General features: G+C 48.7%; 14 protein-coding genes and 1 pseudogene. 8 read left to right on the top strand and 7 right to left on the bottom strand.

What is annotated here, in order from left to right; translation table 11 throughout:
• Nucleotides 1-20: 20 nt before the first annotated feature.
• A complete protein-coding gene (locus FDW98_RS13465) occupies nucleotides 21-1,187 on the bottom strand; it encodes a methyl-accepting chemotaxis protein (protein ID WP_096756914.1) in 1,167 nt (388 codons plus the stop codon).
• 417 nt (nucleotides 1,188-1,604) lie between these two features.
• Here FDW98_RS13465 and FDW98_RS13470 point away from each other — a divergent pair, with 417 nt between their 5' ends.
• Together FDW98_RS13470 and FDW98_RS13475 are read left to right on the top strand one after the other, a co-directional pair.
• Entirely contained in the window at nucleotides 1,605-3,719 is a 2,115-nt protein-coding gene (locus FDW98_RS13470) for a bifunctional diguanylate cyclase/phosphodiesterase (RefSeq protein WP_096756913.1), read from the top strand.
• A gap of 67 nt (nucleotides 3,720-3,786) precedes the next feature.
• A complete protein-coding gene (locus FDW98_RS13475) occupies nucleotides 3,787-5,019 on the top strand; it encodes a sensor domain-containing diguanylate cyclase (RefSeq protein WP_096756912.1) in 1,233 nt (410 codons plus the stop codon).
• An 11-nt stretch (nucleotides 5,020-5,030) separates the two neighbouring features.
• On the opposite strand, the gene smrA is transcribed toward FDW98_RS13475, so the two are convergent.
• A complete protein-coding gene (gene smrA, locus FDW98_RS13480; protein ID WP_096756911.1) occupies nucleotides 5,031-5,594 on the bottom strand; it encodes a DNA endonuclease SmrA in 564 nt (187 codons plus the stop codon).
• A gap of 224 nt (nucleotides 5,595-5,818) precedes the next feature.
• On the opposite strand from smrA, the gene ogt reads away from it, so the two are divergent.
• The 4 genes from ogt (at nucleotide 5,819) to uspE (ending at nucleotide 9,437) form a co-directional block, all read left to right on the top strand.
• Entirely contained in the window at nucleotides 5,819-6,334 is a 516-nt protein-coding gene (gene ogt, locus FDW98_RS13485; protein WP_096756910.1) for a methylated-DNA--[protein]-cysteine S-methyltransferase, read from the top strand.
• A gap of 194 nt (nucleotides 6,335-6,528) precedes the next feature.
• Nucleotides 6,529-7,281, top strand: coding sequence for a fumarate/nitrate reduction transcriptional regulator Fnr (fnr, locus tag FDW98_RS13490; protein WP_137398865.1), 753 nt, complete (start codon nucleotides 6,529-6,531; stop codon nucleotides 7,279-7,281).
• Nucleotides 7,282-7,471: 190 nt separating this feature from the next.
• A complete protein-coding gene (locus FDW98_RS13495; RefSeq protein ID WP_096756908.1) occupies nucleotides 7,472-8,287 on the top strand; it encodes an APH(3')-I family aminoglycoside O-phosphotransferase in 816 nt (271 codons plus the stop codon).
• Nucleotides 8,288-8,489: 202 nt separating this feature from the next.
• Nucleotides 8,490-9,437, top strand: coding sequence for a universal stress protein UspE (gene uspE, locus FDW98_RS13500; protein ID WP_096756907.1), 948 nt, complete (start codon nucleotides 8,490-8,492; stop codon nucleotides 9,435-9,437).
• A 48-nt stretch (nucleotides 9,438-9,485) separates the two neighbouring features.
• Here the strand turns inward: uspE and FDW98_RS13505 are convergent, their stop codons facing one another.
• A complete protein-coding gene (locus tag FDW98_RS13505) occupies nucleotides 9,486-9,746 on the bottom strand; it encodes a DUF2534 family protein (RefSeq protein WP_096756906.1) in 261 nt (86 codons plus the stop codon).
• A 249-nt stretch (nucleotides 9,747-9,995) separates the two neighbouring features.
• On the opposite strand from FDW98_RS13505, the gene FDW98_RS13510 reads away from it, so the two are divergent.
• Nucleotides 9,996-11,021 (top strand): mechanosensitive ion channel family protein, encoded by a 1,026-nt coding sequence (locus FDW98_RS13510; RefSeq protein ID WP_096756905.1) that lies wholly within the window; start codon nucleotides 9,996-9,998, stop codon nucleotides 11,019-11,021.
• Nucleotides 11,022-11,063: 42 nt separating this feature from the next.
• Here FDW98_RS13510 and FDW98_RS23825 read toward each other — a convergent pair.
• A pseudogene (locus FDW98_RS23825) lies at nucleotides 11,064-11,162 on the bottom strand (cupin domain-containing protein); the annotation flags it as partial.
• A 4-nt stretch (nucleotides 11,163-11,166) separates the two neighbouring features.
• Nucleotides 11,167-11,550: a VOC family protein gene (locus tag FDW98_RS13520; protein WP_096756904.1), complete on the bottom strand. Its 384-nt coding sequence runs from the start codon at nucleotides 11,548-11,550 to the stop codon at nucleotides 11,167-11,169.
• Nucleotides 11,551-11,654: 104 nt separating this feature from the next.
• On the opposite strand from FDW98_RS13520, the gene FDW98_RS13525 reads away from it, so the two are divergent.
• A complete protein-coding gene (locus tag FDW98_RS13525; protein ID WP_096756903.1) occupies nucleotides 11,655-12,425 on the top strand; it encodes a DeoR/GlpR family DNA-binding transcription regulator in 771 nt (256 codons plus the stop codon).
• Nucleotides 12,426-12,441: 16 nt separating this feature from the next.
• Here FDW98_RS13525 and FDW98_RS13530 read toward each other — a convergent pair whose 3' ends face one another.
• On the bottom strand, nucleotides 12,442-12,723 hold the full coding sequence (locus FDW98_RS13530) for a Rho-binding antiterminator (protein WP_096756902.1): 282 nt from the start codon (nucleotides 12,721-12,723) through the stop codon (nucleotides 12,442-12,444).
• A 65-nt stretch (nucleotides 12,724-12,788) separates the two neighbouring features.
• Nucleotides 12,789-13,019 carry a glutaredoxin domain-containing protein gene (locus tag FDW98_RS13535; RefSeq protein WP_096756901.1) on the bottom strand — a complete coding sequence of 77 codons (231 nt, stop codon included), beginning with the start codon at nucleotides 13,017-13,019 and terminating at the stop codon, nucleotides 12,789-12,791.
• Nucleotides 13,020-13,093 lie beyond the last annotated feature (74 nt).

The raw sequence follows: 13,093 nt of genomic DNA on the forward strand, positions 1-13,093 counted from the left end.
CGGCGCGGGTGACTACAGGATTAGAATGAATGACCGTATTTATCCCGTCGGCTGAGCCCCGAAGGTGTTACGGTGCCGTGAGGTTGTGGGAAAAATTCTTTTTCCGGAGTGTTACTTAAATGAAATTTATGTGTTCGTGACTGCAGGTCGTTTACCTGATTTTTCAGAATGGCAGATGAATCCGATAACTCATCAACCATGATGGCATTACTTTGAGTCACGTTTTCCAACTCTGCCAGGGCCTGGGTAATCTTTACGATACCCTTCTCCTGTTCCCGCGTGGTGGTTAATATCTCCCCCATCAATTGGTCCAATTGCCCGGCGCCGCCCACGATATCCTGCATGTTTTTTTCGGCTTCGCGGACAATAGCCGCCCCTTCGCGCACGTTGTAATGTGTTTCATCAATCAGCCGTTTAATACTCTTTGCCGCTTCAGCACTACGATGGGCCAGCGTCCTCACCTCTCCCGCTACCACGGAAAACCCCTTGCCGTGCTCACCTGCTCGTGCTGATTCCACAGCTGCGTTTAATGCCAGAATATTCGTCTGAAAAGCAATGCCGTCAATCAGGGCGATGATTTCCGTCATCTGCTGCGCGCATTCGGTGATAGAGCGCATATTGGTCGCAACCTGTACCATTAATTCGCCCCCCTGACGGGCAGAGTGTGTAGCGATATTCGCCTGGGCACTGGCCAACTGCGTATTCTCAGCATTATTGCGTGTACTGATGGCTATCTCATCCATATTGGCAGAGGTTTGCGTTAACGCCCCTGATTGCTGCTCCGTTTTAACCGACAGCGCTGCACTGCGGTCCGCAAGTTGTTCAGAGAGCATCATCGCCGTGCGTGAAGAAGTGCGGATTTCGCTGACTAACGCAGAAATATTACTCGATAAGCTATTGATACCCGGAATAAGTCGCCCGGCGCAATTATTTCCGAACTCAGGAATACTGATCGCCAAATTCCCTGACGTGACCTCTTCAATGCTTTTTTTAACGGTATTGATTGGTTCAACGAGATATTTTGTCATGTACCACCACAGACATAATATCGAGATCAGACTCACTACGTCAGTATAAATAATAGTATCAATCTCTGTGGATAATAATAACTCCATCACATTGAGAATAAAAAGTGTTAATGTCACAAATGAAATAATAAACGTCCTGACGCTTATATTCTTCAACATTTCAGCTCTGCTCACCAAGAAATAATATAAATACGGGTAGTAATTTTTATAGCAGTTGCGACACAGATTACCATTCGCTTACGCAGAAACCTTAATTTTCAACTGGACCCTAACCCACTTTCACTTAAGGCGTATTATTACAGTTTAAATTTTCATTAATGCCACATTTTTCTCTGCCAAAGCGGGTCACGGCACCAACGTTCAGATTATTGTGATGAGGAGCACGCCACGAACACAAAATGCGCAAAAACATAAATATGGTGAATGTTTATATAAGCGAAAATAGAATATTTCCTATTTTGAGAGGTTCAAGCTAATACTCATGATGAAATATTAAGACTATTCCTGGTTTTATCGGGTTAACTTGACAAAACCTGCTAGATTTAACATCACGACTTTTTATCTATAGGTAGTACGATGTTGCACGTGTCGTGGGACCCTGTACTGATTGGGATTTCCTTTGTAGTCGCTTTTATTGCCTCTTTTATTGCTCTCGACAGTGCGGGAAAAGTGGCAATCTCCAGTCGACGAGAATCGACCTTCTGGCGGTTATCCGGTGGTGCGACGCTGGGTCTGGGGATCTGGTCAATGCATTTTATTGGTATGCTGGCCATGAAAATGAGCATGTCGATAAATTATCATTTCGTACTCACCGCGTGCTCTTTTCTCATTGCTCTTGTAAGTGCAACGTTTGCCATCAATATCGCCATATCGGGTCAGACGCTTTCAACAAAACGCCTGGTTGTCGCCACGAGTCTATTAAGCACTGGCGTAGTGGCAATGCACTACGTTGGCATGGCGGCCATTATTGAACATGTGGCAATTATCTGGGATCGCAGGCTTATTCTGCTCTCTGTGGTCATTGCCGTCGTGGCGTCGGGCGTGGGTTTATGGCTGGCGTTTCATTTACGCCAAAATACCCGGCGCGCGTTGATCTACCGCCTTATTGCCGCGCTCATTATGGCGCTGGCTATTGCGTCTATGCATTACACCGGGATGAGTGCTGCAACTTTCACTCACGTCACGCACACCGCGCACGAGGGGATCTCCACGCTGGAACTCTCCATTTGGGTCAGCGCCATAACGATGGTGATCCTGGGGATAATGCTGGTGATTTCGATGGTGGACGCCCAACTACGGACATCACGACTGGCAGATAATTTGCATCAATTAAACTGTCAGCTCGAACATCAGGTCCACTTTGACCCGCTGACTGGACTTGCCAACCGCACCCAGATCGATGCCTGCTTACAGTCCTGCATGCAGGACTCCAAACTGCATCAACACCCGTTTTCGCTAGTCTTTATCGACCTCGATCGGTTCAAAGTGGTTAACGATACCTGGGGTCATCACATGGGTGATCAATTGCTGATCGCCAGCACTCAACGCATCTATACCTGTCTCGATGAGACCATGACCCTCGCAAGACTGGGTGGGGATGAATTTATGCTGCTGGTTCCGAATAGCGGCAGAGAGGCTATCTCCGACCTGCTGACCCGTGTTGCCAATGTTATCAAAGAGCCGTTTTCGTTATGTGGACATTCTCTTCGGGTGTCGTTAAGCGCAGGAAGCAGTATTTATCCTGAACATGGCGCAACGTTGCATGAGTTAAAAGTGAAGGCTGACATGGCGATGTACCATGTTAAACAGGCTGGCAGAAACGGTTGGGCAATATACACGCCAGAAATGGAGGCAATCGCAGATACACCACCGACATTTTTACAGGAACTGTCGCAGGCGCTTGAGCATAATCAATTCGAGCTATGGTATCAGCCTAAATATACCGCAGGGGATCATACGCTGACCGGTTTTGAAGCACTCCTTCGCTGGCACCACCCCGAGCGCGGCATGCTGCTGCCTGCTGAATTTCTTCCCGCGCTTGAGGAGACAGGTCTGATCATTCCAGTCGGTGACTGGGTTATTCATCAGGCCTGTTTTCAGTTACACCAATGGGCGTCGCAAGGTCATAGCCAGTGGACGCTCGCCGTAAATCTTTCATCCGCCCAGTTTGAACAGCATGATATCGTCGATTTTGTCTGCAATGCTCTCGCGCAATATCAGCTATCACCGACACAATTAACGCTGGAACTGACTGAAAGTACAGCCCTTAAAAATTTAAAGCATAGCGTCGACGTTTTGAATGCATTTTCTGCACTCGGCATCACCATTTCTATTGATGATTTTGGCACCGGTTATTCAAATATCCTGATGTTAAAGTCACTCCCGGCGCGGGAATTAAAAATTGACAGAATATTTGTCAAAGATATTAGTGAGAACAGCAAAAATACAAAAATCGTGTCTACTATTATTGACATAGCCCACTCGATGAATATGTGCGTAGTGGCTGAGGGTATAGAGACACATGAGCAGGAAATACTCCTCACCCAGATGGGATGCAGAGTTTTACAAGGTTTTCTGTTTGCTAAGCCCCTGCCCGCACATCAGATCCATGAATTGATACACACAGAAAGCAGCGTAAAACCGATACTGGCCGCACAGGCATTGTCTCACCAGGAATCAATATCGTTGTGAGACTGAAAAAGAAATATTAGTTGCCAGTTGGTCGGCAACATAGCCAATGAAGATAACGGGATTATCGATGAGCACAAACGAACTGCATTCACTGGATTTATTAACCATTCCGGTCTGGCTCGTTTCGCCCTATACCGAGGACCTGGTATTCGCCAATACCGTAGCTCGGGAAATCATGCAAGCTGGGGATTTCTCACGCCTCAGGAAGGGGGTGTTTTCGACCCATGCTCAGGCCGACTTAACCCAGTATCTCAGCGACCTGAAAAATCAGCATGACATTGTGGAAATCCTCACAGTTTGCCGGGACGGAGAGGAAATTGCCCAGGCCTGCCGTCTGTCGATCAGAGTTCTGGCTAATTGCGGTGACGTCATTCTTTTTGAAGGTATTGAAACCCCGGCGGCACAAGGGCTTAAAGCCAGTCGTTCCGCCAATTACCAACGTAAGAAACAGGGATTTTACGCGCGTTTTTTCCTGACAAACTCAGCGCCGATGCTGCTCATCGATCCGTCTCGCGATGGGTTGATTGTCGACGCCAACCTCAGTGCGCTGAATTTTTATGGTTACAGCCATGACGTGATGTGCCAGAAACATACCTGGGAAATTAACATGCTGGGGCGTCACGTCTTACCGGTGATGCATAAAATTGCGCATCTGCCTGGCGGCCATAAGCCCTTACATTTTGTCCACAAACTGGCCGACGGCAGCACTCGTCACGTGCAAACCTACGCTGGCCCCATCGAGATTTACGGTAATAAACTGATGCTGTGCATTATTCACGATATTACCGAGCAAAAACGCCTTGAGCAGGAACTGGAACGGGCTGCACTGCGTGACGCCTTAACCGGATTATTCAATCGCAGGCATTTTTATCACATCACTGAAGCGGAACAAACGCACGCTATGCCGCTGACGCAGGACTATAGCTTGTTACTGATCGACACCGATCGTTTTAAAAGCATTAACGATCTCTTCGGTCATTTGAAGGGCGATGAGGTGCTTTGCGCGCTAGCCCGCACGCTGGAAGCCTGCGCGCGTAAAGACGATCTGGTCTTTCGTTGGGGAGGTGAAGAATTTTTGCTGCTCCTGCCACGTACATCTCTCGATGTTGCACTTAATCTGGCAGAAACCCTACGTGCAACGGTTGCCCGTGTCGGCCTGCCGGGCCTTCCCCGCTTTACCGTCAGCATCGGCGTGGCACGACACGAAGCGAATGAAAGCATTGATGAATTGTTCAAACGCGTGGACGACGCGTTATACAAAGCCAAGAACGAAGGCAGAAACCGGGTGCTGGCAGCCTGAGATCGCAGCCGTTAACGACTGCGCTTTGCATGGCGCTCCCAGTTTTCCTGTTTGGCCTGCGCCGTTTTGCGAAGTGCAACATAACATGCCCCGCTACCACCATGGTGCGGCAGTGCACTGCAGTACGCCTGCACGTCGTCAAACTCCGTCAACCAACGCGCCACATAGCTGCGCACGATATTGGCATGGGAATTATCGTCTCGTCCCTTGCCATGAATAATGAGGACGTTGCGCAGCCCCTCCTGTAGGGCCTGATGGATAAAACTGAATAACATCTGACGACATGTTTCGACCGGCTGACGCAAAAGATTGAGACTCGCCTGCTGGGGATACTTTCCGCTCCGCAGCTTATCGGTAACGCCCTGCTGTAACCCCTCGCGATGAAATGCCAGCGGTTCGTTCAACGGTACGATCTCCAGAAAACCTGTAGAGAGAAAATTATCCAACTGCAGCGTATCAATACGCGCTGGCGCACGAGGATTGCGCGAAGGCTGCCAGTGGATATCAGTACAGCCTTTCAGAGGTTCAACATCCCCCATAGCGTCCAGAAACAATGATGCGTCATCAGGGTTCATGTTTCATCCTCCAGCATTTTGCGACGGTCATTATCATAACTGCGCACTATTATACCGACAACTATACCGACAACGGTTTACAGCTATTTCCAATAATCAGGCGATTCTACTCGGTGGTTTAAGTCGTGGATCTTAGGGGGTATAGCTGTGAATATCCTTGGCGTGATAAGGTGTAAGCCCGCCAGATGACACGGGTATTGCCCCGCCGGTATTGAGAGAAACGGATGCTTAATTTACTTGAAGACACCATTGCAACACCGCTAGGTCCACTGTGGGTGATTTGCGATGAACAATTTCGCCTGCGCGCCGTCGAATGGGATCAGCACAGCGATCGTATGGAACAGCTGCTGGATATTCATTATCGCACTGAAGGCTATCAGCGCATTGCCGCAAAAAACCCCGGGGGGTTAAGCGATAAGTTGTCTGAATATTTCGCGGGGAATCTGGGCATTATTGACACACTGGAAACGGCCACCGCAGGTACCCCGTTTCAGCGGGAAGTCTGGCAAGCGCTACGCGCGATCCCCTGTGGTCAGGTGATGCACTATGGGCAACTGGCCGAACAACTGGGGCGTCCCGGTGCCGCCAGGGCCGTGGGTGCAGCAAACGGTTCTAACCCAGTCAGCATCGTTGTTCCCTGCCATCGCGTGATTGGACGCAACGGTACCATGACCGGATATGCAGGTGGTGTGCAGCGTAAAGAGTGGTTATTGCGCCATGAAGGCTATTTGCTACTCTAGAATCCAGGCAATTAATGCCTTATTCATCACACTTCTACATAAAGCAACCGCAGATAAAGTGCGGTTAATCAAACAGATACAAACATTCAACTCGCTTATGCCTGAATTATTCTCTCTTAGGGGTAGGTCAGGCTTACGTGCTCACCAAAAAGATGTTAAAATTGACAAATATCAATTACGGCTTGAGCAGACCTATGATCCCGGAAAAGCGAATTATACGGCGCATTCAGTCTGGCGGTTGTGCTATCCATTGCCAGGATTGCAGCATCAGCCAGGATTGCATCCCGTTCACACTTAACGAGCACGAGCTTGACCAGCTCGATAATATCATTGAGCGTAAAAAGCCTATCCAAAAGGGGCAGACGCTCTTTAAAGCAGGCGATGAACTTAAATCACTCTATGCTATCCGCTCCGGAACGATTAAAAGCTATACCATTACCGAACAAGGCGATGAGCAAATTACCGGTTTCCATCTGGCCGGCGATTTAGTCGGTTTTGACGCCATCGGTAGCGGTCATCATCCGAGCTTCGCACAGGCGCTGGAAACCTCAATGGTCTGTGAAATCCCATTCGAGACCCTGGACGATCTGTCCGGTAAGATGCCGAATCTGCGTCAGCAGATGATGCGTCTGATGAGCGGCGAGATCAAAGGCGATCAGGACATGATCCTGTTGCTGTCGAAGAAGAACGCAGAAGAACGTTTAGCGGCCTTCATCTACAACTTGTCCCGTCGTTTTGCCCAACGTGGATTCTCGCCTCGCGAATTCCGCCTGACCATGACTCGCGGAGATATTGGTAACTATCTCGGCCTCACGGTAGAAACCATCAGTCGTCTGCTGGGTCGATTCCAGAAAAGCGGCATGCTGGCGGTGAAAGGCAAATATATCACTATCGAGAATAGCGACGCACTGGCTGTTCTTGCTGGCCATTCACGCAACGTAGCGTAATCGTTCTGCAAGCATCGCTATTACCCTTCTGTCACATCGCTAAATGTTCCCAATTTAACGATCTGGCAGAAGGTTCTCTTCTGCTCTAATCATCATTCATCGACTCTTTTCCGCTTTGCCCGTCTGGTATCCGTTTTCTGCTTACAACAAATGCATCCGCTATGAGTCAGTCACAATACAAAGGAATGTTATGAATTATATTCAAAGGGAAAAGCAGTGCTCAGCTCTGCAATTACATACAAGTCTGGACGCTGACCTGAAGGGCTATCAATGGGCGCGTGATCATGCCGGTCAATCTGGCGCAGTCATTTATCGATTGTATAGTAAAGCTGGTGCGCCGGAATTGTACCTGAAGCAAGGTAGAGGGACCGTTGCCGATGATATTACAGATGAAATGATCCGACTTAACTGGCTGAAGGCTTATTTACCACTTCCGGCTATCAAGCATTTTACCCGCACAGGGGATGAAGCGCTGCTACTCACAACAGCGATACCCGGCAAGACTGCGTTTCAGATGTTAGAAGAATACCCAGCTGCACAGAATAGTATTGTTGATGCACTTGCTGTATTCCTGCAGCGGTTACACCAGATCCCTGTAAGCCACTGTCCTTTTAACAGCGATCATTTGTTTCGGCTCGCATTGGCGCAAACACGAATGAATAGCGGTCTGGTTGATGCTGATGATTTTGATGATGAGCGCAAGGGGTGGTCTGTTGAACAAGTCTGGAATGAGATGCAGTCCCTTTTACCCTTCTCGCCCGACTCCGTGGTGACGCACGGAGACTTCTCACTGGATAACGTTATTATTAGCCAGGGTGAAGTGGTGGGTTGTATTGATGTTGGTCGCGTTGGTATCGCCGATCGATACCAGGATCTTGCCATTCTCTGGAACTGTCTCGGTGATTTTTCACCGTCTTTACAGAATAGACTTTTTCATACATATGGCATCACAACCCCTGATCTGAAAAAGTTGCAGTTTCATTTGATGCTCGATGAGTTTTTTTAAATTGACGAGAAATCTCAACCCGTTCTGGCATCAAAGGGTTACAACGGCTAAGAACAGTTGCTCTCATTTCTTGGGATACGGACAAAAAACAGGGATTCTCCCGATTTATTGATCTGGCAGGAGGTTCTCCCCTGTTTCAATCCACATTATTGGGTTACTCTTTTAATGACAAACTGCGGTGACAGTTGTAAGGAGACCCTGTATGGCTATGTATCAAAACATGCTGGTGGTCATCGATCCGAACCAGGACGATCAACCTGCATTACGGCGAGCTGTTTATTTGCATCAACGGATTGGTGGCAAAATTAAAGCCTTTTTGCCGATCTATGACTTTTCCTATGAGATGACTACCCTGTTGTCGCCCGATGAGCGGACGGCAATGCGTCAAGGTGTTATCAGTCAGCGAACGGCATGGATACGCGAGCAAGCGAAATACTATATTGATGCAGGTATTCCTCTTGATATTAAAGTGGTCTGGCACAACCGTCCCTTCGAAGCCATCATCCAGGAAGTCATCAGTGCTAAGCATGACCTGGTCCTTAAAATGGCGCACCAGCACGACCGCCTGGAGGCGGTGATTTTCACCCCAACCGACTGGCATTTATTACGTAAATGCCCAAGTCCGGTGTGGATGGTCAAAGACCAACCATGGCCGGAAGGCGGGAAGGCGTTGGTTGCCGTCAACCTGGCCAGCGAAGAAGCGTATCACAACGCGCTTAACGAAAAGCTGGTCAAAGAAACGCTGATGCTCGCAGATCAGGTTAACCATACCGAAGTACATTTGGTGGGGGCTTACCCTGTTACCCCAATCAACATCGCCATTGAACTGCCTGAGTTTGACCCTAGCGTTTATAACGACGCGATTCGCGGACAGCACCTGCTGGCCATGAAGGCATTGCGTCAGAAATTCAGCATCGATGAGAAAGTCACGCACGTTGAAAAAGGACTGCCTGAAGAGGTCATTCCTGATTTAGCAGAGCATTTACAGGCGGGTATCGTAGTACTGGGTACCGTGGGGCGCACCGGTATTTCTGCCGCATTCCTTGGCAATACGGCGGAACAGGTCATCGACCATCTACGCTGCGATCTGCTGGTCATTAAGCCCGATCAGTATCAGACGCCGGTTGAACTGGACGACGAAGACGATTGATCACGCAGCAACCTGCCGGATGACGATGTCGTCCGGCATCATAAGCGCTTAGTGCTTATCCTCGCCGCCAAGGAAATAGATCCCAAGCGGGATTGCCAGCAGAATAGTAAACACCATACTGTAGACGCCAATCATTGCCGATTGGATGGCATACATGGAAGCCGTCCAGTCAGACAGCGGGATATTGTACTGTTCAATCACCCCACCTATAGTGGCTCGCGTCACCACCGATGCGGCGATGATAAACACTCCAAGCAGACACAACAGAAATTTTCTTCCCTTAGCTGTCTTCAGCTTAGCCATGATCATAGTCTCGTCCTTTTCTTGTGCAGATGAAAATATTGTCACTTTGCAATAACAATACCATGACATCAACTCACTGTCTGCTACATAAACTGCCTGCGGGGTTGACACCCGCGTTATTCAACTGAAAATAGCGCTAATTGTATTATTTCTATCTCCTCATGATGAATGATATGACAGCCTGTTACAGGTAAAATACCTGAGGTTCAGGATGTCAGATGATATTTTGCTAACACGGAGTAGCCAGGGAGAATCATGATCGCTAAATTGTTTATGAATAATGCCTTTAATCTGACGGTCATTCTCAGTTGCTGTGCAGCATTAGTGCTGATGAGCGTCTGGTTTCATCGTAGTGAAAAACACTGCAAAGGATTTATATTCCACGCGGCGCAGTTTTTCGTCTATGCCATTATTATCGGTACGTTTGGCAGCATCGCCAATAACGTTATCGACAGCTATAAACTGACATTTGTCTCGCCCAGCGTGGTCAATTTTCTTTGTACCTCGTTGATTGCATTGATTTTAACCACAAAACTCTTTCTGGTGATTAACCAGTTTGAAAAAACGCAGATCAACAAAGGCCGGGACATTACCAGTGCGCGGATCCTGTCGCGTATTATTAAGATTACGATCGTCGTCGCCATCGTTTTACTGTACGGCGAGCATTTTGGTATGAGCCTGTCTGGCCTGTTAACCTTCGGTGGTATCGGTGGTATTGCTGTCGGTATGGCGGGGAAAGATATTCTGAGCAATTTCTTCTCAGGTATCATGCTGTATTTTGACAGACCGTTCAGCATCGGTGACTGGATCCGCTCCCCGGACAGAAACATCGAAGGTACGGTGACCGAAATTGGCTGGCGGATGACCAAAATAAACACCTTCGATCATCGTCCCCTGTATGTGCCCAATTCGATTTTCTCATCAATTAGCGTAGAAAACCCGGGCAGGATGAGCAATCGACGGATAAAAACGGTGATCGGGTTGCGGTATGAGGATGCCGATAAAATAAGCACAATTGTCGATGCGATCAGACAGATGCTGCAAAATCACCCTGGAATTGACCAGAAGCAGACCCTACTGGTCTACTTTAATGAGTTTGCCGATTCTTCGCTGAATATTATGGTCTACTGCTTCACCAAAACAACCGTATGGCAGGAGTGGCTTGCCGTACAGCAGGATGTTTATTTGAAAATTATCACCCTGGTCCAGGAAAACGGCGCTGACTTTGCCTTCCCAAGCCAGACGCTGTATATGGACAATCCTCAGGCTTCTGCTCATTAAAAGGCATAAGGCGCGGAACCCCGCGTCTTATTAGTCTATCAATCAGGGAAGTTGGTTGTATTCTTCGTCGGCCACGGGTTCCAGCCATTCGTTCGAGGCGCCTGGAGCCGGGATTTCCACCGCGATATGCGCAAACCAACTCGCGTTATGCAACAATCTCAATTAAATTGCCGTCGGGATCGTGAATGACCGCTTCGTAATAGCCATCGCCAGTGGTACGCGGACCGGAGACGAGGATCCCCTGCTGTTTGGCGCGCATTGATATTGAGTCGACGTTCTCTACCCCACCAACAGAGATCGCCAGATGTACCCACCCGGTGGTGTTATTGTCGGGCACCGCCTGGCTCAGGCCGGGTTTAGTCATTAACTCAATCGCAATACTCTCGCCAATTTTGACAAAATAGGATTCAAACCCGGGATTAGTTTTACTGGCGTATTTTTCGTTAATCTCACCGCCCAAAAAGGTGATCCAGAAACGGGCCTGCCGCTCGAGATCCTGGGTCCACAGCGCCATATGTGCAATCTTCATCACCTGCCTCTCTCAAACACGCCCATTAAGGGACATTGACAATACCAGTCATAATGCACGATCATGATTATTATTGCTCGATATTTATTTTACCAGGAGTTTTGATGCTCGATTATGCTGCATTCCCGGAACAACGTCAGTCGCTGATTTATCAAATCCTGCAGGAAAACGGTAGGGTTGTCTGTTCCGAGCTTGCCGGTCGACTCGGCGTGTCAGAACACACAATTCGTCGGGATTTGCATGAACTAAGTAAAGAAGGTGTCTGCAAAAAAGTGTACGGTGGGGCCGTCATTTCTTTGCCGGAATCTGAAGATATGTCGGTGAGGAAAACAAAAAATACGGCGAAAAAGAGTAGCCTCGCGCAACGCTGTGCCCGACTGGTCAAATCCGGCAGCTGTATCTTTATTGATAGCGGAACCACCAATCTGGCGATGGCTGAAGCGTTACCCGCCGAGCTTGCTTTGACCGTCGTGACTAATTCTCCGGAAATTGCCACCGCTCTGCTCAAGAAACCGTTGTACGATGTCATAATCCTCGGTGGCCCGATACAGCGCTCATCCGGTGGAAGTGTAGGCACCACCGCGATAACCCAGGTGCAGGGCATTTTGTTTGACCAGGGATTTATTGGCGGCTGCGCAATGGCACCGGAATCTGGTTTAACCGGGTTTGACTATGCCGACTGTGAGTTCAAGAAAGCGGTGATTAAGCAGTGCAATGAAACTATTGTCGCGCTGACGGCGGATAAGATCCCCGCGGTGGCCCGATATGTGGTCGCTCAGAGCAGCGAAATCGATGTGATAGTGGTAGAGGAAAACATTAGCAAACAGTATGGCACCACTTTTCAGGCGCACGACATCCGGATTTATACCGTGTAACGCTCTCTCTGTGACGTCAACGAGTCACAGAGGCAAATAGCACAGTGCTAAATTTCGCCCCTGCCGTTAACGCGGTGATGGCTGACAGGTAATCCAGACGAATGTTTTGCGGACTTTCCTGCCTTTCAACCACCAAATACTCCTCTTTACCTGCCGTTGTTCGTGTCGTCACGGCTCTGGCATCAAAGACTGTGCCGTCGGTGAGCACAATACGCAGCATATAGCGGTATATGCAGGCGATCTCCAGGTAATCATGAAGGTCACAATCAACAGGGTGATACTTTTCTGTGGAATACATAACGGTCCCTGAGCATTCGATCGGATGTTCGGGAAATTGCCAATGCAACGCCCCGAACGCTTGTGTTATTTCAAGGCTTCGATAGGTGCGCCGAAGTTGATATGCAGCACATTGCCATCGATGACCAACGCCGGAACAGACTTCACGCCAGCCAACTCAGCCTCTGCCACCCGAGCAGGCTGTTCTCCCAGGTGAATGACATCAACCTCCACATCAGGGGACAGATGTTGTAGCAGCGTTTGTTCTGCGGATACGCACACCGGGCAACCAGCATGATAAAACCGGGCTTTGCTCATAATACCTCTCCTGTGAATTATAGTATCGATTCGATACCATAATTCATACTACGAGAGATTTAGACTTTGTCAAT

It is taken from the genome of Citrobacter sp. wls711 (assembly GCF_005281055.1).
Taxonomy (GTDB): Bacteria; Pseudomonadota; Gammaproteobacteria; order Enterobacterales; family Enterobacteriaceae; genus Citrobacter; species Citrobacter gillenii.